Annotated in this window: 19 protein-coding genes; 10 read left to right on the top strand and 9 right to left on the bottom strand. The window is 65.8% G+C overall.

Annotated features, from left to right (window positions below; translation table 11 throughout):
* Positions 1-133: 133 nt before the first annotated feature.
* The gene (locus tag POM99_RS08785) at positions 134-619 is read right to left on the bottom strand and encodes a hypothetical protein (protein WP_277276819.1); all 486 of its coding nucleotides are present in this window, start codon (positions 617-619) and stop codon (positions 134-136) included.
* Between the two features lie 707 nt (positions 620-1,326).
* Between POM99_RS08785 and POM99_RS08780 the strand changes: the two genes are divergently transcribed.
* The 3 genes from POM99_RS08780 (at position 1,327) to ppa (ending at position 3,481) form a co-directional block, all read left to right on the top strand.
* Positions 1,327-2,136, top strand: coding sequence for a M61 metallopeptidase family protein (locus tag POM99_RS08780; protein ID WP_277276817.1), 810 nt, complete (start codon positions 1,327-1,329; stop codon positions 2,134-2,136).
* 18 nt (positions 2,137-2,154) lie between these two features.
* A complete protein-coding gene (locus POM99_RS08775; protein WP_277276813.1) occupies positions 2,155-2,832 on the top strand; it encodes a DUF1345 domain-containing protein in 678 nt (225 codons plus the stop codon).
* 109 nt (positions 2,833-2,941) lie between these two features.
* Entirely contained in the window at positions 2,942-3,481 is a 540-nt protein-coding gene (gene ppa, locus POM99_RS08770) for an inorganic diphosphatase (protein WP_277276811.1), read from the top strand.
* A 24-nt stretch (positions 3,482-3,505) separates the two neighbouring features.
* Here the strand turns inward: ppa and POM99_RS08765 are convergent, their stop codons facing one another.
* The 3 genes from POM99_RS08765 to POM99_RS08755 all read right to left on the bottom strand — a co-directional run bounded on the left by POM99_RS08765 (position 3,506) and on the right by POM99_RS08755 (position 6,774).
* Positions 3,506-4,870, bottom strand: a complete 1,365-nt coding sequence (locus POM99_RS08765) for a mechanosensitive ion channel domain-containing protein (protein WP_277276810.1) — start codon at positions 4,868-4,870, stop codon at positions 3,506-3,508.
* 57 nt (positions 4,871-4,927) lie between these two features.
* Entirely contained in the window at positions 4,928-6,274 is a 1,347-nt protein-coding gene (locus POM99_RS08760; RefSeq protein WP_277276808.1) for a TldD/PmbA family protein, read from the bottom strand.
* Between the two features lie 110 nt (positions 6,275-6,384).
* Positions 6,385-6,774 carry a hypothetical protein gene (locus POM99_RS08755; RefSeq protein WP_277276807.1) on the bottom strand — a complete coding sequence of 130 codons (390 nt, stop codon included), beginning with the start codon at positions 6,772-6,774 and terminating at the stop codon, positions 6,385-6,387.
* A 292-nt stretch (positions 6,775-7,066) separates the two neighbouring features.
* Here POM99_RS08755 and lptB point away from each other — a divergent pair, with 292 nt between their 5' ends.
* Both lptB and rpoN read left to right on the top strand, forming a co-directional pair.
* Positions 7,067-7,843: an LPS export ABC transporter ATP-binding protein gene (lptB, locus tag POM99_RS08750; protein WP_277276805.1), complete on the top strand. Its 777-nt coding sequence runs from the start codon at positions 7,067-7,069 to the stop codon at positions 7,841-7,843.
* Positions 7,844-8,006: 163 nt separating this feature from the next.
* Positions 8,007-9,527, top strand: coding sequence for an RNA polymerase factor sigma-54 (gene rpoN, locus POM99_RS08745; protein ID WP_277276803.1), 1,521 nt, complete (start codon positions 8,007-8,009; stop codon positions 9,525-9,527).
* Between the two features lie 101 nt (positions 9,528-9,628).
* Here the strand turns inward: rpoN and POM99_RS08740 are convergent, their stop codons facing one another.
* From POM99_RS08740 to POM99_RS08725, 4 genes are read right to left on the bottom strand one after another with little or no spacing between them, the layout of a single operon-like run.
* Positions 9,629-10,495, bottom strand: a complete 867-nt coding sequence (locus tag POM99_RS08740; RefSeq protein ID WP_277276801.1) for a phosphodiesterase — start codon at positions 10,493-10,495, stop codon at positions 9,629-9,631.
* A gap of 10 nt (positions 10,496-10,505) precedes the next feature.
* Positions 10,506-12,389: a cytochrome c3 family protein gene (locus POM99_RS08735; RefSeq protein ID WP_277276798.1), complete on the bottom strand. Its 1,884-nt coding sequence runs from the start codon at positions 12,387-12,389 to the stop codon at positions 10,506-10,508.
* A 10-nt stretch (positions 12,390-12,399) separates the two neighbouring features.
* Complete coding sequence (locus POM99_RS08730) at positions 12,400-13,299, bottom strand: hypothetical protein (protein ID WP_277276796.1); 900 nt, start codon at positions 13,297-13,299, stop codon at positions 12,400-12,402.
* A 5-nt stretch (positions 13,300-13,304) separates the two neighbouring features.
* Positions 13,305-15,881, bottom strand: coding sequence for a cyclic nucleotide-binding domain-containing protein (locus POM99_RS08725; RefSeq protein ID WP_277276794.1), 2,577 nt, complete (start codon positions 15,879-15,881; stop codon positions 13,305-13,307).
* Between the two features lie 154 nt (positions 15,882-16,035).
* On the opposite strand from POM99_RS08725, the gene POM99_RS08720 reads away from it, so the two are divergent.
* From POM99_RS08720 to POM99_RS08700, 5 genes are all read left to right on the top strand, one after another.
* Positions 16,036-17,157, top strand: a complete 1,122-nt coding sequence (locus POM99_RS08720) for a tetratricopeptide repeat protein (RefSeq protein WP_277276792.1) — start codon at positions 16,036-16,038, stop codon at positions 17,155-17,157.
* A gap of 185 nt (positions 17,158-17,342) precedes the next feature.
* On the top strand, positions 17,343-18,044 hold the full coding sequence (gene ctrA / locus POM99_RS08715) for a response regulator transcription factor CtrA (protein WP_277276790.1): 702 nt from the start codon (positions 17,343-17,345) through the stop codon (positions 18,042-18,044).
* Positions 18,045-18,168: 124 nt separating this feature from the next.
* Complete coding sequence (locus POM99_RS08710) at positions 18,169-18,378, top strand: hypervirulence associated TUDOR domain-containing protein (protein ID WP_277276788.1); 210 nt, start codon at positions 18,169-18,171, stop codon at positions 18,376-18,378.
* 59 nt (positions 18,379-18,437) lie between these two features.
* Positions 18,438-19,178 (top strand): tRNA (guanine(46)-N(7))-methyltransferase TrmB, encoded by a 741-nt coding sequence (gene trmB, locus POM99_RS08705; protein WP_277276786.1) that lies wholly within the window; start codon positions 18,438-18,440, stop codon positions 19,176-19,178.
* Positions 19,179-19,326: 148 nt separating this feature from the next.
* Positions 19,327-19,854, top strand: a complete 528-nt coding sequence (locus POM99_RS08700) for a hypothetical protein (RefSeq protein ID WP_277276844.1) — start codon at positions 19,327-19,329, stop codon at positions 19,852-19,854.
* Positions 19,855-19,858: 4 nt separating this feature from the next.
* Here the strand turns inward: POM99_RS08700 and POM99_RS08695 are convergent, their stop codons facing one another.
* Positions 19,859-22,150 carry a putative bifunctional diguanylate cyclase/phosphodiesterase gene (locus POM99_RS08695; protein WP_277276784.1) on the bottom strand — a complete coding sequence of 764 codons (2,292 nt, stop codon included), beginning with the start codon at positions 22,148-22,150 and terminating at the stop codon, positions 19,859-19,861.
* Between the last annotated feature and the right edge of the window lie 46 nt (positions 22,151-22,196).

Raw genomic sequence — 22,196 nt, 5'->3', positions numbered from 1 at the left:
CAACATCCCCGCCCTCGCCGTTCGTATGCACAAACGGACAGCCTCAAACATGCCCAAGGGTGGGGTCAATTTTAGACGCCGATTACCCCTCAAACGGGGTCAATTTTGCACGCCGGTCTACAGGCAAAGGCCCCTATCGGTCCTCCCGATCCAGACGGACCGCCTTTTCGATAAAGCCCTGTGGATCTTTCACGAAATGCGCGGCGTCAGATTGGAGAACCGTCCTGACGACAGCTTCCCGGCTTGGCTGAATGATCGCACCCTCCGGCGTTGCAAAGACGCAGTCGAAATGGCGCGCGACGTCGCAGACCCCGCCGATCAATGGCAATGAGATATCTGCCACGTCGAAGCGGACCTGGATTTCTTCGATGAATTCGTCATCGAAGCTCACCTGAATGTCGTCGCTCGGCTCGTCACCCCACACCCGAAGACCGGTGTACGATCGCGGCTTCTCGGGCAGCAACATGTCGAGTTTTGCGAACAGCACATTCGCCTGTGCGATGGGGAGGGCCAGAACAATGTCATCGAGCTGCGCGCGGCTCATCCGTGCCGCGTGGACCCCTGCGATACGCGCTGCAGAGGCAGGGATGAGGTTGATGACGAACTGCCAGACGGCCATCACCCGAACATAGCTTCAATGCAGGGTGCGACAATGGCCTCATTCGCTGAGTCCGGGTTTTGCTCTGTCCGATCTCGGCGCTGCCGCCCATCCGGGCATGGCAGCGCCCCTTACCCGCGAAAGCGCCTTTCCTTATCAGGAAGGCGTTCGCGGTCGGAGCTTTCCGACCGTAATGCGCGCTGCGGCGCGCAGGCGGGTCATTCGGCATCCTCCGCCTGGTCAAGGATCGGCTCAGGCTGTCGCTGCGCTTGCCTTTGCCGCCCGCACTGCGGCGATGCGCGCTTTGCGGCATCGCCGCTGACATTACGTCGTCTTCCGACCAGCCCCGCCAAACGCCCTTTCAAGATTGGGAGTGTTCCCGCTGTAACCCCTGCGCAGGGCCGAAGGGGCGGCCCGGCGTGGCGCTAAGGCGCCTGACCGGTCCTGCCTTCGTCTCTCTTGCTCGGGGGCGGGAACGTCTCTTCCACACACAGGAACACCTGCCGAAACATATCGGTCTCCGGCGCTCGTCAAGGATCGTGGTTCCCCCAATTTTCCGCACGCGTGCCTGCTGCGCTGCGCTTGCGGCACGCGCGCAGAAAATCGGCACCCCCACGCCCGCAGGGGCGGCGGCGAGCAGGGCTCGCCGTCCCTGACTGCACGCCTCCCGACCGATGGGTTTTCGGCCGTTCCCGATGTGGGGACGATTTCAACAATCGGAGGCTATCATGACTGTTTTCAACTCGTTCGCAGATCTGGCTCAGGCACGGATCAATCTCGCCGATGCACGTGAAGGGATCACGGAATCCTACGACGGGGCGTTTCTTGAACACAGCGATCTGGCCAAGCTGAACATCATCGAGGCTCCAATCGCCGCCGAGATGCCGGATCCCGACATGGCGCGCCGCGCCGTCGAGATGGCTATCGGAACGATCTTCGATGTCCTCAAGGACACGCGCATGGAGGAGTTCGCGCAGCAGCTTGCCTGGGGAATGGTCAATGAATTCGATGATGTGGTGAAGACGCTGAATGGCGTCCATGCCCATGATTGGGGCACCTTCCTCAAGACGCGGATCCAGACGCCGGGCCAGCCTTCGCCCACCGGCGGGATCGAACGCGGCGGCTATCGCCTCGTCTGGAAGGAAGAGCCCAACGTCTTTGACAAGGCGCGCTTCGGCGAAGGCAAGTTCATCTCGCTCAACCACTCGATCGGCCTTGCCATCGACAACGATGGCAAGGTTTCGGCCAGCCGCTGGAACAGCCCCGCGTTCAAGGCCGGGATCGTAACGGGCATGACGATCGTTGCGGTGAACGGCACGGCCTACAGCGCCGATGGCATCAAGGCGGCGATCACCGCCGCCAAGGGCGCGGGCAAGGCGATTGAACTGCTGGTAAAGCGTGACGACAAGTACATGACCGTCACCATCGACTATCACGACGGGCTGCGCTGGCCGTGGCTGGAACGCGCACCGGGCGCCAAGGGGCCGGGCGGGCTCGATCTGCTGCTGGCCCCGCGCAAGGCGCCGGCAAGGAAATAGGGCTGGACGGGAGCGGCGATGCGGCAGGATCATACGGAGCAGGCATGGAACCTGGGGAAACGGATCGCCCCGCCCCGTTTCGTGCTGTTCCTGGTCCTGCTGGTCGCCGCGTTCCTTTCATGGCGGAATCTGTTCGGTGGACATGGCGTGGCGGATTCGCTGGCCATGGCCTTCGATTTCGCCGCGCTCGCCTTCCTCGCCTCGCTCTGGCCGATCATCGCGGAATGCAATGCCTCCGCAATGCGGCTGCACAGCGCGCAGAACGATGCCAACCGGGTCTGGGTGCTGGGTATCACCAGTGTGCTCACACTGGTGGTCATGGCCGCCATCGCGGGGGAACTGCCCCAGGCCAGCAAGGGTGACACCGGGGCGATGATCAAGCTGGTCGCCACCCTGATGCTGACATGGCTCTTCGCCAACAGCGTCTATGCCCTGCACTATGCGCACGAATACTATGCGTTGGGGGCTGCGCCGGGATCGGATGCGGGTGGGCTGGATTTTCCCGGCACCAGGCAGCCTGACTATCTCGATTTCGCCTATTTCGCGTTCACCCTGGGCATGACCTTCCAGACCAGCGACACCCAGATCACCGGCCGGGCCATCCGCCGCGTCGCCACGCTGCACAGCTTTGCCGCCTTCGTGTTCAACATCGGCGTGATTGCCTTCACCATCAATGCGCTGGGCGGCGGCAGCTGATCAGGTGCGCTGAAAAGGCGCACCTTCCGCCATAAGTCTTGTTGCGGCGCACAATAGGCGGCGCTACAGGCCGGTGCGTTCCAATGGTCAGCCACAGAAAAGGGCCCCAATGCGCATCGACATGATTCCCACTGGCGACAATCCGCCGGAATGCCTGAACGTGATCATCGAAGTTCCCGTCGGCGGCGAACCGGTGAAGTACGAATTCGACAAGGCCTCCGGCGCGCTGTTCGTTGATCGCATCCTGCACACCCCGATGCGCTATCCCGCCAACTATGGCTTCGTGCCGCACACGCTTTCGCCCGATGGCGATCCGCTCGATGCGCTGGTCATTGCCCGTTCGCCCTTCGTCCCCGGCTCGGTCGTGCGTGCGCGTCCGATCGCGGTGCTGAACCTGGAAGACGAACACGGCGGCGATGAAAAGCTGGTCTGCGTGCCCGACGACAAGACCTTCCCCTACTACAGCGACGTTGCCGAAAAGGGCGATCTGCCCGAGATCGTGCTCGCGCAAATCGAACACTTCTTCACCCACTACAAGGACCTTGAGAAGGAAAAGTGGGTCCGCGTCGGCAAGTGGGGCGGGGCGGAAGACGCCAAGCGCATCACGCTCGAGGCGATCGAGCGCTACGAGGCCGACAAGAAGGCCTGATCCTTCCGGTCTGCGGCCGCCCTCCTATTCGGTGGGGCGGCCGGCATCCAGCAGGTCCGCGCCCTCCTCGTCGTGGGCGCGCTCCTGCCGCACCATCTTCTCGATATGCCGGTCCGGCCGCACGTCCGCCTCGGTCGGCGCTGCCGCCGGTGGCGCGGCCACTTCGGGCACCACCTGTTCCCGATCGTGCAGCAACCGCACGCGATAGGCGGGCGCCACGGCGGGAAAGCCCGCTTCGCGCAGCGCCGCGCGCACCGTTTCCATCGCCTGCGTCCGCCCCTTGCCAAAGTCGGCGCGGGTCTGGTCGATCCAGCCGCTGAACTTCAGCAGCTGCACCGGCCCCGCCATGTCGACCAGTTCGGTGCCTGGCGCCGGGGTGTCCAGCACGAAGTCCAGCCCCTCCATCGCCTCAAGCCCTACCGCCAGCGCGCGGCACGGGTCGGCATCGTGCGGGATGGGATACGTGAAGGAAAACTGCCGGTGCGGGTTGGTGGTGAAGTTCACGATCACCGCCTTGAACACCGTGGAATTGGGGATTCTCAAGTGGTTGCCGTCCCCGGTCATCAGCACCGTGGCCCGGCTGGTCAGGCGGATGACCCGCCCTTCGTGGCTGTCGATCCGCACATTGTCGTTGGCGCGGAACGGCTGGCGGACTGAGAGCATCAGCGAGGAGACGTAGTTGTCGATCGAATCGCGCACGGCAAAGCCCAGCGCGATACCGATCACGCCGGCGCCGCCAAGGACCGCGCCCAGCAAGGCGGTGGCGCCCACGATATCCAGCGCCAGCACGATCCCGCCGACCACGAAGACGAAGCGGATCGCCGTGGCGAAAAGATCGGCAAGGAACGGATTCGGAGCGATTTTCTGCCACCATGCGCGCCGCCCGGCGATGGCGTAGCCCAGCATGCCGACCAGCACCGCCACCAGCAGCGCCACCCCGATCAGCGGCAGCATCCGCCACAAACCTTCGGCCTTGCCTGTCACGCCGGTGAGGGCGGGGGAGAGGTTCTGGTCTACTTCGAGATTGCGGGTGATCCGGTTCTGCACGGTGACCACGCCGGTCAGGCGCTGGGCGATTGCGGCGGCCTGATCGATCGCGGCCTGATCCGCCACCGTGCCGGACAGGGTGACGACGCCCGCGGAAACGCGCACCTGCACCGGCTTAAGTGCCTCTATCTCCGAGAAAATCGCGCGGATGCGGGCGGCCAGGCGCTGATCCTCGGCGGCGCTGTCATCGGGGGAGATGGAGGGCGCCGGCGATGCGCTGGCGCTGGCCGAAGGGGTCAGCCCGGGCAGGCCCTGCGCCAGCGCCGGGGGCGTAAGTTGAAGAAGACAGAGAAGGGGTAGAAACCGACTGAGAAGGGGTTGAGACCGTTTGAAGGCGCGCATAAGCGGGTCAAATCACAAGACCCGCAAAGCGTTCCCGCCCCCTTTGGCAGGGTGGCGTCAGTCCCCCGCCACGCTCATCCCGTCAATGCGCAGGGTGGGCACATCGATGCCGCGGTGGATGTCCAGATCGTTCGCCGGGACCAGCGCGGCGAACATGTCGATCAGGTTGCCGGCCACGGTGAATTCCGCGATCGGCCCGGCGATCTCGCCATTGACGATGCGGTAACCCGATGCGCCGCGGCTGTAATCGCCGGTCACGCCGTTCACGCCCATGCCGATCAGCTCGGTCACATAGATGCCATCGGCAATGTCCGCCATCAGCGCCGCCGGGGCGGCGCTGCCGGGCTGCAGCACCACGTTGCCCGCCGCGATGTGGGGCGCCCCGCCGCCGCCGCGCGAGGCGTGGCCGGTGGGGGTGCCGCCAAGCTGTCGGGCAGCGGCGCTGTCCATCAGCCAGCCGGTAAGGCGGCCGTTTTCCACCAGGTTGCGCGGGGCGACGGCAAGCCCTTCCCCATCGAAGGGGCGCGAACGCAGGCCGCGCGGGCGCAGCGGGTCTTCGGTGATGGTGATGGACGGATCGAAGATCTGCGCCCCGTCCTTTTCCAGCAGGAAGCTGGCGCGGCGGGCGATGGCGCTGCCCGAAATCGCGCCGAGCAGGTGCCCGATCAGCGAGCCGCCAACGCGGGGATCGAACACCACGGGATAGGCGCCGCTCTTTACCCGGCCGGGGTTGAGGCGGGCGACGGTGCGGGTCGCCGCGCGGCGGCCGATCTCGGCCGGGCTGAGCAGGTCTGCCGCGTGATGGGCGCTGCGCCAGCAGTAATCGCGCTGCATCGCATCGCCTTCACCCGCGATCACGCTGGCCGAGATCGAATGGCTGGATGCGGCGTAGGCCCCGGCGAAACCGTGGCTGGTGACCAGGGCGACCACGCCCCGACCCGATCCGGCGCTGCCGCCTTCGCTGTTGGTGACGCCCGGAACGGCGCGGGCCGCGTCCTCGGTCTCTTCGGCAATGCGGCGCAGTTCCTGCGGTGCGGTTTCGCGCCCGTCGTCGAGATCGAGCGCGGGTGGCGTGCCGCGGAACAGCAGCTCTTCGGGCGCAAGGCCGGCATACTTGTCTGCCGGAGCAAGGCGGGCCATTGCCACGGCGCGGGCGGCCAGCTCATCAAGCGCGGCATCGCCCATGTCGGTCGATCCGATCGAGGCCGAGGCCCCGCCGACGAAGACCCGCAGCGACACGTTCTCTGATTCGGAGCGTTCCACATCCTCAAGCTTGCCGAGGCGGACCGAGACGCTTTCCGACGAATTGGCGAGATAGACCACATCGCCCGCATCGGCCCCTGCCCGCATGGCGCGTTCGATCAGCGCCTGGCAGCGTTCCTGGGCCTGGGCGGGAGAGAGCATGGGCAAGCCTTTCAAGCGGGAAAGGCCGCGACTTAGCGACGGATCGCCCCCTGTTCAATGATGGCGCGCTTCAATGATGGGGCATCAATGCCGGGATGGGGATTGCCCGTTCAAGCCAGCAGCGCGGCGATGCCTTTGAACAGGCCGGTGAGCAGGAAGGGCAGGCCCACGGCAAGCAGCCAGACGGTGAGCTGGTCACGGCGGAAGGCGGGCTTCAGATCGGGATCGGCAGCGGCTTCGTTGGAAAGATGTTCCCAGCGGCGTTCGAAGCGGCGGAACAGCGGGATGATGCCCGCCACCAGCACCACCAGCGCGAGCACCGGCAGAAGCGAGGCGCCATCGCCATCGATGGCGTGCATGGTCACGAAAATCTGCAGGCCGGTGTAGACGAGAAGGCCATAGGCCACGGTGTCGCTCATCTTCCTGCGCCAGTCGAGCGGTCGGGCCGCGGCGGCCCGCGCGTGGCTGGAAATGTGCGAACCGTTGACCACCTTGTTCATGGGCTGAACCCCGTTCCCTGCTCCCGAAATGTGAGTAGAACACGCATTCAAATGTCTTTCAAGCGTCACATGAACAGGGAACGAAGCCGCAGGCCCGGTTGTTCCGCGGCGGGACGCGGATGACGATGCCATCATGGCAAAGGTCTGCGCCCGTGACCGAGCCCGTGGCGGCAAAAGCGCAGCCATGCACAAATCCTGCCAGACTGGCACAAGCGGGCTTTGCCAGCGCGTTTGGGCAAGCTATGGCCTTGGCGGGACACGACGACGAGACGCGAAAGACCGACCCGACCCGATGACCGGACTTGCCGAAACCCAACCAAAGGCGGACGCCGCCCCTCCGATTCCGCAAGGCGGGCTGGAGGTCGTCTCCATCGCCAAGTCCTATGACAAGCGGGCGGTGCTGACCGACATCTCGCTGTCGGTGGGCAAGGGCGAGGTGCTGGGCCTGCTGGGCCCCAACGGCGCGGGCAAGACCACCTGCTTCTATTCGATCATGGGTCTGGTGCGGCCGGATTCGGGGCGCATCCTGCTGGACGGCGTGGATATCACCAAGCTGCCGATGTATCGCCGTGCGATCCTGGGGCTGGGGTACCTGCCGCAGGAAACATCGATCTTCCGCGGCATGACGGTGGAGCAGAACATTGCCACGGTGCTGGAGCTGATCGAGCCGGACAGGCACACGCGCGAAGCGGAGCTGGAGCGCCTGCTCGACGAATTCGGCCTGACCCGGCTGCGTTCCAGCCCGGCCATGGCACTTTCGGGCGGTGAACGCCGCCGTTGCGAGATCGCGCGGGCGCTGGCGGCCAAGCCTTCGATCATCCTGCTGGACGAACCGTTTGCGGGGATCGACCCGCTTTCGATCAGCGATATCCGACATCTGGTGAAGGATCTTTCAGGCCGCGGCATCGGCGTGCTGATCACCGACCACAACGTCCGCGAAACGCTGGATATCGTGGACCGTGCCTGCATCATCTATGGCGGGCAGGTGTTGTTTGCCGGCAGCCCCGAGGCGCTGGTGGCCGATGCCAACGTGCGCCGGCTCTACCTGGGCGAGGGCTTTACGTTATGACTGCGTTGCCGGAATTCGGCTCTGCCGAATTCCTCGCGCCACCCACCACCCCGCACCCCCGGCCCAACCACCCACAAGGGTACACTGAATGGGCGGTTGGGCCGGGGGTGCGGGGTGGTGGGTGGCGCCAGCACTGGCGTAAGCCAGCGCGATCGAGGCACTGATGGCGCTCGGGCCGAGACTGGATCTTCGCCAGACGCAATCGCTGGTGATGACGCCGCAGCTGCAGCAGGCGATCAAGCTGCTGGCGCTGTCAAACCTGGAAGTCGAAGCCTTCATCGGCGAGGCGCTGGACGCCAACCCGCTGCTGGAACTGGGTGAGGGCCGGGGCGAAGCGCCGGTCGAGACCGGCGAAGCCCTGCCAGAGGAGCTGCGCCGCACGCATCTGGAAAGCTCTCCCGTCGATCAGCTGGTGCGCGAAGGGCGGGTGGAGGAAGACCGCCCGCTGGACATCGACGCCACCGCGCTGGATCGTGACCGGGATACCGGGGACGGCGCGGCAACGCTGGAACTGGCGGACTATCGCAGCAGCAGCGGCGCGGGCGGCGAAGGGCCGGATATCGATGAACGGGGCCGCTTCGACGAGACGCTGGCCGAGCACCTGCATGCGCAGGTGGGCGCACAGGCGCATGACCGGATCGAGCTGTTCGTGGCGCGCTGGCTGATCGACCAGCTGGACGAGACGGGATACCTTTCGGTGTCGCTGTCAGACGTGGCCGAAACGCTGGGCGTGGAACTGGCGGTGGTGCAGGCGGGGCTGGCGCTGGTGCAATCGCTGGACCCCACAGGCGTGGGCGCGCGCAACCTTTCCGAATGCCTGGCGCTGCAGGCGAAGGAAGCGGACCGTTATGACCCGTGCATGGCGCGCCTGCTGGACAACCTGGACCTGCTGGCGCGGGGCGAACTGGCCCGGCTGAAGCGCATGTGCGGCGTGGATGACGAGGATTTTGCCGAGATGCTGGCCGAGCTGCGCGGCTATGACCCCAAGCCGGGGCTGCGCTTTGGCAGCGGCACGGGCGAAGTGGTGGTGCCCGACATCCTGATTCGCGCGGTGCCGCAGAAGGATGGCAGTGTGGACTGGGACATCGCGCTGAACCAGGCCACGCTGCCGCGCCTGATCGTGAACCGCAGCTATTACGTGCAGATGCGCGGGGCGTGCGTGGGCAAGGAAGCCAAGGCCTGGCTGGGCGAGAAGCTGGCCGACGCCAACTGGCTGATGAAGGCACTGGACCAGCGGCAGAAGACGATCCTGAAAGTGGCGGCGGAGATCGTGAAGCAGCAGGACGGGTTTTTCCGCCACGGCGTTTCGCATCTGAAGCCGTTGACCCTGCGCACGGTGGGGGAGGCGATCTCGATGCACGAATCGACCGTGAGCCGCGTCACCTCGAACAAGTACCTGCAGTGCGAGCGCGGGACGTTCGAGCTGAAATACTTCTTCACCTCGGGCGTGGCATCCGCCGACGGCGAAGGCGCGGTTTCGGCCGAGGCGGTGAAGGCGGCGATCCGCCAGCTGATTGATGCCGAAGACCCCAAGGCGATCCTGAGCGACGATGCGCTGGTGGACCTGCTGAAAGAGCGCGGCTTCGACCTCGCGCGGCGCACGGTGGCCAAGTATCGCGAGGCGATCGGCCTCGGCAGTTCGGTGCAGCGGCGGCGCCAGAAGGCGCTCGCAGGCGTGCGGTAGGAGGTTTTCCCGCGGCCGACGGGACGATCGCGTTGCGGGCGCATCCCTATTGCCGCGACGGACTGGGCCATGCCGGGCTGCTGGCGCGGGCGCGCTGAGCGTTAGAGAAGGCGGCCGCTGGTGCCGGGGCGTTCGTCCATCATGTGCTGGACCATGCCCTGCAGGTTCTGGTCAAACCGGGCGAGCACGGCGCGGTCCTCGGCGGTGTCCCAGTGGGTGACGAGTTCGCGCCCGTTCCACCAGTGCAGCGCATAGGCGGGCGGATCGGCGACGATCAGCGCGCGGCCATCGGGCACGTCGGGATCGAGCAGGCGCAGGTCCAGCCCCACCTGCGGCGCGGTGGAGGGGCAGGTGGCGACGACGAGGCCTTCCCACTTTGCAGTCATGGCGCGGTGGATGTGCCCGCAGACGAGGCCGATCACATTGCTGCGCCCGCGCAGGCACGATGCCAGCAGTTCCACCCAGGGTTCGGCGGGATCGGTGTTCATCCACGCGATGCCGACTTCGACCGGGGGGTGGTGCATGACCAGCAGGGTGGGGACATCGCCCGCTTCATCCAGCCGGGCGTTGAGCCAGGCGGCGCGGGTGGCGCAGAAACCACCGCCGTGGCGGCCATCCTCAAGCGTATCGAGCACGAGCAGGCGAACCGGGCCGCCATCGATGGCATATTGCAGGAAGCCGTCGGTGAACTGCGCCTCGGGAAAAACGTCGGCAAAAACATCGCGCAGGTCATGGTTGCCAAGCGCGAAGTGGACGGGGAAGGGCAGGCCTTCAAGCGCCTCTCGCAGGCGGACATAGCTGATGCGGTCACCGCGATCGACGAGGTCACCGGAAGCCAGCAGCAGATCGGGCCGGGGCTGCAGCGCCTTGAGATCGGCCAGCACGCGATCGAGCCGCTGCCGGTTGAACTCGTCCGGACTGTCCGGCTCGAAGCCGATGTGGATGTCGGTGATCTGGGCGATCAGCATCGGCGGCCCCTTATTTCCTGAGGTCGCCGGGCAGGCGCGGACGGTCCAGCGCGGCGGTGTGCAGGTCGTCGTGCTTGCGCTTGTCCGCAGGCTTCCACGGCGCGCCGGCATCCATGTGATAGGCGTGGCACATGGCGCACGAGGAATCGACCGGGTCCTTGACCTTGGCCGAAGCGAGATGCGCCCCGCCTTCGCCCACGTGGCACGAGCGGCAGCCGCCGGGCCCTTCAAGACCGGGCACGAGCAGATCGGTCGCGTCGTTCGAACGGGTTGCCTTCACGTGGCATTCGGCACAGTCGGTCTTGCGGTGGGCGCGGTGATCGAACCAGCCCTTGGCGAAATAGCGGCCGTTCTGCGCCACTGGCTGCACGCTGAACCCGGCGGTGCGGGCATCGCCGCCACGGCCGATCACGTGGCAATCATAGCACATGCCGCCCTTGCTGAAGACCTGCGCTACGGCCTGCGATCCCTGCGTGGGATAGAAGCGGACGGCGCGGGCATAATCTGCCGCGGTGGCGCGTTGGGCCGCGTCACCCGGAATGCGGCGGGCCATGCCGGACAGGCTGAGCGGGCGTTCGGGCATGCCGCCGCGATAGGCGGCCAGCAGGTCTGCCACCACTTGCGCGGGCTGGCCGTGCTTGAGCGTGCGGAAGGTGCCGCTCACTTCATCGAAGGTGAGGCTGTGGCACGACTGGCAGGCCTGTTCCATCTCCACCGGCCTGAACCGCGCGCCATCGCTTTCGGCACGGTGGCAATCCTGGCAGCCCAGCCCGTCAGGCGCGGCATATTGGCCGGGACGGCGGCGGACCATCTGCGCCACGCCATTGGTTTTCGACAGGTGCTGGGCGTGGGTGAACTTCAGCCCGTCGTTCTCCCTAAGCCCATCGGACCAGGCCACCCGCTTGAGCACGGCCTTGTCGCCCGCGAAGCCGGACACCAGCATGGGCCGGAACTGCGGATGGGCCGTACCGAAATCGGCGGCGTCGGAGAGGGCTGTGTCGGGCAAGCGGCCTTTCAGTCCATTGTGGCAATCGGCGCAGAATTGCTGCCGGGTAGGCTGCATAGCACCGGCCCCGGTATGCTCGGTGTGACAATCGACACACCTGCCCGCCGGACGGTTGAAGGTGGTGGCCACGGCGCGCTGGAACGCGGCGAAGCCGGTCGGCTCGCCCCGCGCCTTCAGCAGGCGGGCGCCATCGGGGATGTGCTGGTGCGCATCCTGGGTGTGACAGGTGAGACAGGCGTTGTCGCGCACCGCGACGAACGGCTTCACGTGGCAGGCCTGGCAATCGTTGTTGAGGTTCTTGTGCGCCAGGCTGAGGTGGCCCGAGGACCACGCGGTATCGCCGTGGATCCCCGCCGGACGACGCGCATCCTTGTGCAGCGCGAGCGGCTGGTAGGTGGCCCAGGACCAGATCGGCGCAACCAGGAATGCCGCCAGCATCAGCAGGGCAAAGGTCCAGGCAGAGCCGCGCTTGCCGGGAAGCAGGCCTTTCAGCGTGTATACGCTGGACAGGTCGATGTCCTCGGCGCTCTCCGACACCGCCTCCACGCGGCGCACGGTGAGCACGGGTACGCCGCTTTCACCATCACGCGACAGCACGATGCGGTGGCCGCCAAAGCCGAGCTCCGCACCCACGGCGGGATCGAGCGTGGTGCGGGTGGTGCTGCGCCCGTCGACATCGAAGGGCTGGTCACCCACCGATTCGGCCACGAGCGATCCATCGGCGGCAAGGCGCAGGCGGGCGTGGCGCGGATCGACCGCAAGATCGGGCAGGTGGATGCCGCAGGATGAATCGCGGCCGACCAGGATCTCGTCGCCTTCCACCGTGGTGGGGCGGACGATTTCCTCGCCGCTGCTCTTCAGGGCTATCTGGCGGACCAGGAACGTCATGGCTTGGCCCTCACCAGTAGAAGAAGACGCTGACGATATGCGCGGAGAGCGCGGCGATCAGCGCGAACGTGACGGGGACATGGACATAGAGCCAGGCCTGCAGCCAGGCCTTGAGCTTCAGGTGCCGCCGCATCCGGCCGAGCATGGCCTCCTTGCGGGTGAGCAGGGCGTCCACCTTGTCCAGCGGATCATCGGCATGCCGCGGCTTGTAGGCGCGCATCCGGCGCAGTTCGGACGAGGCGAACCGGGTGGCGTCCCGGGGGTACTTGCCGGTGATCCGGTTCCAGAACGATCCGGCGAAAGGATCTTCCTCAAGACTGCGGTTGACGAGGCCCGCGCTTTCCGGATCAAGCGGTTGCGCCGCATCGTGGATCTGCCGGTCGAGCGAGCGGATCGCCTCCACCATCTGCTTTTCGGTGATCGCGCCTTCGCTGTCATAGCGGTTTTCCGAAAGCGCGGCGGGCACCGTGGCATAGAGCCAGATACCGACGATGCCGGAGATGATGACGATCATCATCAGGCCCCAGGCCAGCGTGTGCACGTTCCAGCCGAAATCGAAGCCGGAATGCAGCGTGCCAACCACGATCAGCAGCAGACCGAGCCACACGTGCGCGCTGGTCCAGGCTTTCAGGCTCCAGCGGCCCGGGGTGATCGCGCGCTTGCGCACGCCCAGCATGGTCAGCCACAGGATCAGCAGCGCGCACACGGTGCCGAGCGTGTAGCCCAGCCAGGTCGAGCCGAAGTGGCCCGGCGGCAGCGGCACGAAGATGTAGAGCAGGATCAGCGCCAGCGCGAGCGCGGCGGCGATCTTCATCCAGCGCCCGCCGCGATGGACCAGAAAGCCCTCGTGCGTGCTGGTGCGTTCGCGGCTTGACCCGGTGCGGGCCTTAACCGGTGCGGTGCTTGCCATCCCCCTCAGGCCCCTTCGTTTTCCAACCGCGCCACGGTCAGGAATTCATCCGGCGAAACGCGGATCGCCGCCCCGGTGGGGCAGGCGCGCACGCAGCTGGGCCCGCCTTCGATCCCGGCGCACATGTCGCACTTGATCGCCTTCTTGCGGTCCAGCGCCTCGTCCACCGCCGGATCGCCCGTGTATTTCGTGTTCTTCTTGGACCACTTGTAGGGCGGCTCGCCCGGCCCCGGCCCCTTGCCGAAGAACAGCCATTCCAGCAGCGACGGCTTCTTTGGCGGAACCTTGTCCATGCGGATCACGCCATAGGGGCAGTTGCGCTGGCAATTGCCGCAGCCGATGCAGGTATCATCGATGCGCACTTCGCCGTCCGGGCCGCGCTTGATCGCGGTGGGCGGGCAATCGGCCATGCAGTGCGGGTGTTCGCAGTGGCGGCAGCTGGTGGGCACGTGCAGGTGGGCAAAGCTCTTGCCGGCCTCGCGGTCCAGCCGCGACAGGCCATCGTGGCTGTCGGCGCAGGCCTTTTCACAGTTGTCGCAGCCCACGCAGAGCCGTTCGTCGATCAGCAGCACGTCGGTCGCTTCGCCCAGTCCCTGCGAAACGAGGAACTTGGCCTGTTCGGAATAGAGATCGACCACGCCCGAGAAGCTGTCCTTGCGCGATTCGACGAAGGCGTTGACCTGGCGACGGCTCTCCATGTCCTTGCGCGCGCGTTCCAGCAGCGCGGGCTTGGCCGCCAGCACGCGCGAGAACGCCTCGCCATCGATGCGGATGACCTCGCTCTTGATTGCGGCGCGCACCGTGGCGGTGCGCTGCCCCCCGTCGATCAGCGCCATTTCACCGACATAGGAGCCCGCGGGCAGGTAGGACAGGAACACCGGCTTTCCGCCGATTTCCTTTTCCACGATCATTGATCCGACGCGGATCACGAAGATGTCCTTGTCGTCCGCGCCTTCGGTGATGATCGCTTCGCCCGCGCGGACCTGCATGATCTTGGCGGTCTCGACCACTTCGGCCACGTCGGCCGGGGTCAGGCCCGATCCGAACATCTGCAGCAGCTGCCGCTCGGTGGAGATGCGCTCGATCGCGCGGCGGGCGCTGGGCACCTGGCTCTGCAGCTTCAGCGCGGCGTTGCGGCTGATTTCCACGCAGATGCAGTCTTCGGCGGCGACGATGGTGGCGCCGCGGCGGCGGCCCGAGATCAGGCCCACTTCGCCGAAGATCGAACCCTTGGCGATGGGCACGACCTTGCCGGGATCATTCGGGTCGATCCGCACGTGAACCGATCCATCGGCAATGGTGAAAAGCGAGGAGCCGGGATCGTTCTTCTCGAAGATCGTGTCCCCCTTCTTGTAGAAGCGGGCGTCGGAATCGAGCATGAACTCGCGCAGCTGCAGCGTGGTCATCCCTTCAAGGATGGTCACGTTGGTGCGCAGGAATTCCAGCCATTCGTTCACCGAGCGGCTGCCGGGCAGGCCGGCGAACTTGGCTTCGAGCAGCGGTTCGTCCGCCGGCTTCAGGTCTGCATTGCCGGCGATGAACTCTACCACGTCGTAGCCCTGGTTCATGCAGTGCTTGATCAGCGGATAGCCGGCCAGCGCGCCGATCACGAAGATGCCCGGCGCGGTCGATTCGAACTGCGGGGTCAGCGTGGGGAAGGCGAGGCGATCGTTGCTGGCGAATTCTATGCCGCAGCCTTCGACAAAGGCGCGCGGCGGGGCCGAGCCGATGCGGGCGATGATGCGGTCGCAGCGGATGCGCTCCTCGCCATCGCGGGTGTTCAGCGTGATCCAGCCCGGCTCGACCGCCTTGGTCTCGGTCTCATAACGGATGGTCAGCTTGCCCGCCGCATCGTCTTCGACCAGCGCCTTGGCGTTGGGCTCCTTGGCGGTGGCGAAGCTTTCCCGCACGTTGGCGGACTTGGGGCTGCGGTTGAGGATGGTGACGACGTTGCCCTGCGCCGGGTCCTCTGCCAGGCCGCGCGCGTTCTCGATCCCCGCGTCGCCGGTGCCGATCACCACGATGTGTTCGTCAAGCACGGCATAGGGATCGTCGAGCTGGTAGGTCACGTGGGGCAGGTCCGCCCCCGGGCAGCGCATCAGGTTGGGGTTGCCCTGCGTGCCGATGGCGAGGACGACGTTCTCCGCCATCACCGTCTCGCCATTGGTCAGCTGGATGGCATAGGGCGGGGCGTGGCGCTGCAGCTCGGTGGTGGTGGTCGATCCGTCGCGCGCGCGGGTCACGATCTTCTGGATCGAGCCGGGAATGGCCTCACCCGTGCCGCGGATCGCCTTCACCTCGGCGTTGTACTTCACGTTCACGGCCAGTTCGGCGGTGCGCGCGTTCCAGCGGCCAAGGATATCCTCGCGCTTGCCCGCGTCGAATTCCTGGTCAGACCGCAGGACCAGCTGCGATGGCGTGGCCATCACGTGCTTGCCCTTCTGGTACTTGAAGATGGTGTCGGAAAGGTGGTCGGTCTTTTCCAGCAGCACGTGCGAAAGACCGCGCTGCGCGGCGCGACTGGCCGCGCTCATGCCTGCGGGGCCGGAACCGATGATGGCAACCTTGTAGACTTCGCTCACCGCCGCGTGCCCCCGCAACACGAAGGGCGGCAGCTCTTTCGGCCCCCGATCCCCCTCTTCCGTTATTTCGCGACCGTTCTTATCGCGCCTGACCTTAGCTGAACGGGCCTGATTTTCCAGCCGCATTTTGTCAGCGGGAATACCTGCCCGCCCGATGCTCGCCTGGCGCTTGCCATGGGCGGTCGCGGCGGGATATGCGCGGTGGGAAGAATGGGCCGCCGCGCATGGTGCGGCGCGGGTGGAGCAAGCGATGTCAGAGGCCGAGTCCAGTCCTGCCCCCACCGGTGCACCCGCCCAGGCTGCGCGTGGTGGCGTGGCTGGCGGCTTTGCGGGCAAGGCCCTGCTGGGCGCGGCGGCGGTGCTGGCGCTGGCGGCAGGTGGCGTGGCGGTCTATCGCGGGCAGAAGGAAGAAGTCTCGGCCGTGGCCACAGTGGCTCCGCCGATGCCCAGCGAGACGCAGGCCCCTTCGGTGGACGACGTGATCGCCAAGCTGGAAAAGCGGCTGCAGGACAATCCCGAGGATGCCGAGGGCTGGCGCATGCTCGGCTGGTCCTATTTCCAGACCGAACGCTATGCCGAGGCGGCGACCGCGCTGAAGAAGGCGACCAAGCTCGATCCCACCCATGCCGAGACGTTCTCGTTCCTGGGCGAGGCGCTGGTGCTGGCGAGCGACAAGGAAGGGCGCATCCCGCCCGATGCGCGCGCCGCCTTCGACAAGGCGTTCAAGCTCGATCCCAAGGACGCGCGCGCCCGCTATTTCCGCGCCGTGGCGATGGACCTGGCGGGGCAGCACCGCAGGGCGATCAACGCCTGGTTCGATCTGCTGAAGGACACTCCGGCCGACGCGCCCTATGCCGACGATATCCGCAAGGTGATCCGCGAGGTGGGGACGAAGTACAAGATCGACGTGGAAAAGCGGCTGGCAGAGGCGCAGTTCGCCCCGCCGGGCAACGGCCTGACCACCAATGGCGCGCAGGTGGCCGCCGCTGGCATCCCGGGGCCCAGCAGCGACCAGATCAAGGCCGCGCAGGGCCTGCCCAAGGGCCAGCAGGAAGCCATGATCACGGGCATGGTCGAAAGCCTTGAGGGCAAGCTGAAGGCCAATCCCGCCAATGCCGATGGCTGGATCATGCTGATGCGCAGCCGCATGCAATTGGGCGAGCCGAAGAAGGCGGCGAAGGCGCTGGCCGATTCGCTTAACGTCTTCCGCAACGATCAGGCGACGGCGCGCAAGCTGCGCGAGGCTGCTTCGAGCATCGGCGTGCCGGGCGCCTGATACGCGGAATCCCTTATATTTCCGACACCACGGTTCAACCGGCCCGTTATTAATTCCGGGCGACGCGTGCCCTTTGCTTACGATAAATTAACCTTTCATGTTCATTGGTCCTATGGTTAATGACGGGCAAGACCCTTTGAAGGGGGGTTAATGCCAGCCGGGGAATGGCAAGAAGGGGCTGACCAATGCGCGTTCTGCTGATCGAGGACGAGCCGACCACCGCCAAGGCGATCGAGCTCATGCTCACGACCGAAGGGTTCAATGTTTACTCTACCGATCTGGGCGAAGAAGGCCTCGATCTCGGCAAGCTGTATGATTACGACATCATCCTGCTCGACCTGAACCTGCCCGACATGCACGGGTATGACGTGCTGAAGAAGCTGCGCGTCGCCAAGGTGCAGACGCCGGTGCTGATCCTTTCGGGCATTTCCGAAATGGACAGCAAGGTTCGTTCGTTCGGCTTCGGCGCGGACGATTATGTGACCAAGCCTTTCCACCGCGAAGAGCTGATCGCCCGTATCCACGCCGTGGTGCGCCGGTCCAAGGGCCATTCGCAGTCGGTCATCCGCACCGGCAAGCTTTCGGTCAACCTCGACGCCAAGACCGTCGAAGTCGATGGTGCCCGCGTGCACCTGACCGGCAAGGAATACGCGATGCTCGAGCTGCTTTCACTGCGCAAGGGCACCACGCTGACCAAGGAAATGTTCCTCAACCACCTTTATGGCGGGATGGACGAGCCGGAACTCAAGATCATCGACGTGTTCATCTGCAAGCTGCGCAAGAAGCTGGCGCATGCCTGCGGGGGCGAGAACTACATCGAGACCGTGTGGGGCCGCGGCTATGTGCTGCGCGATCCCGACGACATGACCGCGATCGAGGCGGCCTGAACGATTTCCCTGCGATGACGAGTGAACGGCCCGCCCTGTGCGGGCCGTTTGCGTTTTGGGGCAAGCGCCGGAACTCGCCCCGCCGTTTCCGTTTGCCGACCATGTGCATCTGAAAGGAACGGGCATGGCAAAGGAACTGAAGCGCGGCGACAGGGTGGCGTGGAGCAGCCACGGCGGCACGGCGCATGGCAAGGTGGTGCGGCGCCTTGAAAAGCCGACATCCATCAAGGGGCAAAGGGTTGCGGCCTCTGCCGACAACCCGGAATACCTGGTCGAGACCGACGACGGCAAGCAGGCCGCACACCGGCCCGGCGCCCTGAAGCGCGATGGCTGACCGCACAGGGCAGAGCCGGGCGGTTGCATTGACCGCCCGGTAATGCCAACGGCGCAGGCATGACTGCGTACAAATCCGGCGATCCGACCACGATCAACCGCCTCTATGGCCGTGCCAAGGGCAAACCGCTGCGCGCAGGGCAGCAGGCGCTGGTGGACACGCTGCTGCCGCAGATCGCAGTGCCTGCGGAAGGGCCGGTGACGGCGCAGGCCCTGTTCGGCAGCGATCGTCCGCTTCACTTCGAGATCGGCTTCGGCGGCGGCGAGCATATGGCGTTCCGCGCCGACATGCTGCCCGATCACGGCTTCATCGGGGCGGAGCCGTTTCTCAATGGCGTGGCGCAGGCGCTGACCCATGTGGATGGCGACAACGGTGCCCACCTGCCGATCCGCAATATCCGCATCCACCATGGCGATGCGCTGGAAGTGCTGGCGCGCATTCCCGATGGCGCGCTCTCGTTCCTCTATCTGCTCCACCCCGATCCCTGGCCCAAGGCGCGCCATGCCAAGCGACGGATGATGAACGACGGGCCGGTGGACCTGTTCGCGCGCAAGCTGAAGCCTGGCGGCGAATTCCGCTTCGGCACCGACCATGCCATTTACCTGCGGCACGCGCTGATGGTGATGACCCGGCACACGCACCAGTTCGATTGGCTGGCGGAAACCCCGCGGGACTTTCAGGTACGCCCCGGCGGCTGGCCGGAAACGCGTTATGAATCAAAGGCGCGCAATGTCTATGGGCATGAGGTATGGTACTTCCGATACCGTCGCCGGGCCGATTCGGCACCCGATTCGCAGTGAACATGGTTACCGGTGCTTCCGTTAACGCAGTCGCGGAATCGCTTGGACTCCGGCCGCATTAACCATTTAACGTTCCGATAACCAAACAGGCCTAGTGTGAAATCCGCGGGGCCGGGTCTGCCTTGGCCTGCGCGGGAGTCTCATGGCGATGTCGAACAGCCGTACCGCACAAGTGATCCTGGCCGAGCTGCGCGAGTTCGCCAGCTTCACGCCCTGCGAGCAGCGCTATATCCGCCGCAGCCTCGATGTCGGGCTTGGTCGCGCCGATGCCTTTCGCCTGTGGGCGCGCAATGGCGAAGAGACCGCTTCGATCCGCCAGCAGTATGTGGTCTATCAGGACCTGAAGCTGCTGCGCCAGGAACTGCCCAATGCCGAAGGGCTGGACTGCATCGAGCGCGCCATGGGTCCGTTGATGCGCGTGACCACTTTCGACCTCGCGCAGGAACGCATCTCAAGCTTCAGCGCCTATCGCTTCCTTTACGAACGCCTGCTGGGCGCCGAAGTGCGGCCCTGGCTGCCATCGGCCTTCTGTGGTGCCGCGGCCCTGCCGCAGATCCGCCCCGACCGGCGCAAGCTGCTGCTGCAATCGATCAGCGAAGCCGCCGCCACCGCGCCGGGCTGGTCCGGGCGCCAGCCGGTGTTCTATCCCGAATTCGTGGAACTCGAAGCCGCGTGATCCTTTACCCGGCGCGCCGGGCCATGGCTTCGTTCACCAGCCCCAGATGGGCATCGAGCAGGGCCGCCGACAGCGGTCGCGCCACCAGATAGCCCTGGATCTGCCGGCAGCCGTGCAGGCGCAGGCGTTCAAGCTGCTCCACCGTCTCGACGCCTTCCGCCGTTATGACCATGCCCAGATCTTCCGCCAGCGTGATCATGGCGCTGACGATCGCCTGGCAATCCCCGCGCTCCTCGATGCCTTCGATGAAGCAGCGATCGATCTTGATCTTGTCGAACGGGAAGTTGCGCAGGTAGTTCAGTGAGGAATACCCGGTGCCGAAATCGTCGAGCGAGATGCGCAGGCCCAGATCGCGCAGGCGATGCAGCGTGGCCAGGTTGTCCTCGGTATCTTCCAGCAGCACGCTTTCGGTGATTTCCAGCTCAAGCCGGTTTGCTGAAAGGCCTGCCGAGGCCATCGCCTGGATCACGCAGGGCAGGAGGCCGGGATCGCGCAGTTGTGCGGGTGAAAGGTTCACCGCCACGCGCACATCGTCCGGCCAGCGGCCTGCCGCCTCGGTCGCCGCGCGGATCACCCATTGGCCCAGCGGCACGATCAGGCCGGTTTCCTCGGCCATGTCGATGAAGCTGCCCGGCAGGATGGTGCCGCGCGTGGGGTGGTTCCACCGCACCAGCGCTTCATAGCACGCGATGGCCCCGGTCTCGATGTCCACCTGTGGTTGGTAGAGCAATTCGAACTCGCCGTTGCCAAGGCCACGGCGCAGGTCGATCTCCAGTTCACGCCGTTCGCGGGCCTGCGTTTCCATGCCGGCGGTGTAATGGACCAGCCGGTTTCTCCCCTGCTCCTTGGCGGCATAAAGGGCCAGGTCGGCCATCTTCATCATGTCTGCCGCATCCACGCACCCGTCGATCGAGGTGGCGATGCCGATGCTGGTGGAGGACAGGACCTGATGCTCTTCCAGATGAAACGGTTCGGCAAGCTCGGCGATGATGCGCTGCGCCGTTGGTTCCGCCCGCGATGCTGCATCCGGGCCGCACAGCAGCACGGCGAATTCGTCGCCGCCCAGCCGGGCGATCAGTCCTTCCGCGCCAACGGCCAGTTCGATCCGCCTTGCCACCTGCCGCAGCAACAGGTCACCAGCCGGATGGCCCAGCGTATCGTTCACCGCCTTGAAGCGGTCCAGGTCAAGGCACAGGACGGCAACGTCCTCACTGTCGACCAGGCGCCCGGTCAGCGCGCGTTGCAGGCATTCGTTGAAGCGGAAACGGTTCGACAGCTCGGTCAGGCCGTCGAAGTGGGCCATGTAGCTGATCCGCTCTTCGGCCCGTTTCTGTGCGGTGACATCCGATGCGACCCCGTGCATCTCTCCGTTGTCGAGCGCGCGGGCGGACAGCGTCCACCACCGCTTTTCCGCGCCGATGGTCAGCTGCACGGTCAGGTTGCGGAACGGTGTCCGGCTGTCGAGGTGGTTTTCCAGGATCGCCCGCTCCGGGCTTTCGTCGAACAGGTCGGCAAAGGGCAGGCCTGTCAGATCGTCGACACTGCGGCCGGTCACCTGGCGAAAACGGAAGCCGGGGGCGAAGACGCGCCCCTGTGCGTCCACCCGCCACAGCCAGTCGGCAGCCTGTTCCTGAAAGTCGTTGAGCAGGAGGCGGACCGTTTCGATGGACAGGCGCTGCCCTTCGCGCGCTTCGAACTGCGCCACGTGCTTGCGCTGCCGATCGATCACGGCGGTGCACAGGAACGCGCCGAAGATTACGGTCAGCACCGCGACTCCGGCAAATTCGGCAGGGCCGAGGAAGATCGCCCAGGCGACCAGCCCGCTCAGCACCCCCGGCACGATCACCGCAAGCGTTGCGGGGGCATAGCTGCCCTTGCTGGAATTGACCCCGCCCAGCACGCCTGCGCCCACCACCATGGTGATGCAGAACAGCACGGGTTCACCCTTCAGCGCGGTCACCACCACCGGTGCGCCCCAGCCGAATCCGGTCAAGAGCGACAGGATGACCAGCGGCTTGCGGGCCCACGCCAGCCATTCCAGATCACCCTGCCGCTTGCGCCACTGCATCCACAGCAGGTGGCAACCGGCCAGCGGCGTCAGCAGCGCGGCGAGCCAGGCCAGAACCAGCCAGTGCGGCTCGTGCGGCCAAAGCAGCGCGGCATAGAACAGGATCGTGGGAAAGCCGCCCAGCACGGCGCGGGGCAGCATGCGGAAATCGTCCAGCACCGGTTCCAGCCGGATTGCGGCGCTGTTCGCCCTTATGTTCGCATAGGCCAGCCGGTCCACGTCGGACACCTCCCGTCCACCCTATCTGGCCGATATGGGTGAATCGGTCGGTAAC

Origin of the sequence: Novosphingobium cyanobacteriorum, from assembly GCF_029436685.1 — a bacterium.
Lineage (GTDB): Bacteria > Pseudomonadota > Alphaproteobacteria > Sphingomonadales > Sphingomonadaceae > Novosphingobium > Novosphingobium cyanobacteriorum.
This window is presented reverse-complemented; position numbering and strand designations above follow the sequence as displayed.

What these genes read in the sequence shown, in the direction of transcription:
- POM99_RS08755 (WP_277276807.1), bottom strand. Translation starts at nt 6,774, where the DNA reads ATGAACAAGGTGGTCAACGGTTCGCACATTTCCAGCCACGCGCGGGCC.
- lptB (WP_277276805.1), top strand. Translation starts at nt 7,067, where the DNA reads ATGACCGGACTTGCCGAAACCCAACCAAAGGCGGACGCCGCCCCTCCG.
- POM99_RS08720 (WP_277276792.1), top strand. Translation starts at nt 16,036, where the DNA reads ATGCTCGCCTGGCGCTTGCCATGGGCGGTCGCGGCGGGATATGCGCGG.
- ctrA (WP_277276790.1), top strand. Translation starts at nt 17,343, where the DNA reads ATGCGCGTTCTGCTGATCGAGGACGAGCCGACCACCGCCAAGGCGATC.
- POM99_RS08735 (WP_277276798.1), bottom strand. Translation starts at nt 12,389, where the DNA reads ATGACGTTCCTGGTCCGCCAGATAGCCCTGAAGAGCAGCGGCGAGGAA.
- POM99_RS08765 (WP_277276810.1), bottom strand. Translation starts at nt 4,870, where the DNA reads ATGCGCGCCTTCAAACGGTCTCAACCCCTTCTCAGTCGGTTTCTACCC.
- POM99_RS08740 (WP_277276801.1), bottom strand. Translation starts at nt 10,495, where the DNA reads ATGCTGATCGCCCAGATCACCGACATCCACATCGGCTTCGAGCCGGAC.
- ppa (WP_277276811.1), top strand. Translation starts at nt 2,942, where the DNA reads ATGCGCATCGACATGATTCCCACTGGCGACAATCCGCCGGAATGCCTG.
- POM99_RS08760 (WP_277276808.1), bottom strand. Translation starts at nt 6,274, where the DNA reads ATGCTCTCTCCCGCCCAGGCCCAGGAACGCTGCCAGGCGCTGATCGAA.
- POM99_RS08710 (WP_277276788.1), top strand. Translation starts at nt 18,169, where the DNA reads ATGGCAAAGGAACTGAAGCGCGGCGACAGGGTGGCGTGGAGCAGCCAC.
- POM99_RS08785 (WP_277276819.1), bottom strand. Translation starts at nt 619, where the DNA reads ATGGCCGTCTGGCAGTTCGTCATCAACCTCATCCCTGCCTCTGCAGCG.
- trmB (WP_277276786.1), top strand. Translation starts at nt 18,438, where the DNA reads ATGACTGCGTACAAATCCGGCGATCCGACCACGATCAACCGCCTCTAT.
- POM99_RS08730 (WP_277276796.1), bottom strand. Translation starts at nt 13,299, where the DNA reads ATGGCAAGCACCGCACCGGTTAAGGCCCGCACCGGGTCAAGCCGCGAA.
- POM99_RS08775 (WP_277276813.1), top strand. Translation starts at nt 2,155, where the DNA reads ATGCGGCAGGATCATACGGAGCAGGCATGGAACCTGGGGAAACGGATC.
- POM99_RS08700 (WP_277276844.1), top strand. Translation starts at nt 19,327, where the DNA reads ATGTCGAACAGCCGTACCGCACAAGTGATCCTGGCCGAGCTGCGCGAG.
- POM99_RS08780 (WP_277276817.1), top strand. Translation starts at nt 1,327, where the DNA reads ATGACTGTTTTCAACTCGTTCGCAGATCTGGCTCAGGCACGGATCAAT.
- rpoN (WP_277276803.1), top strand. Translation starts at nt 8,007, where the DNA reads ATGGCGCTCGGGCCGAGACTGGATCTTCGCCAGACGCAATCGCTGGTG.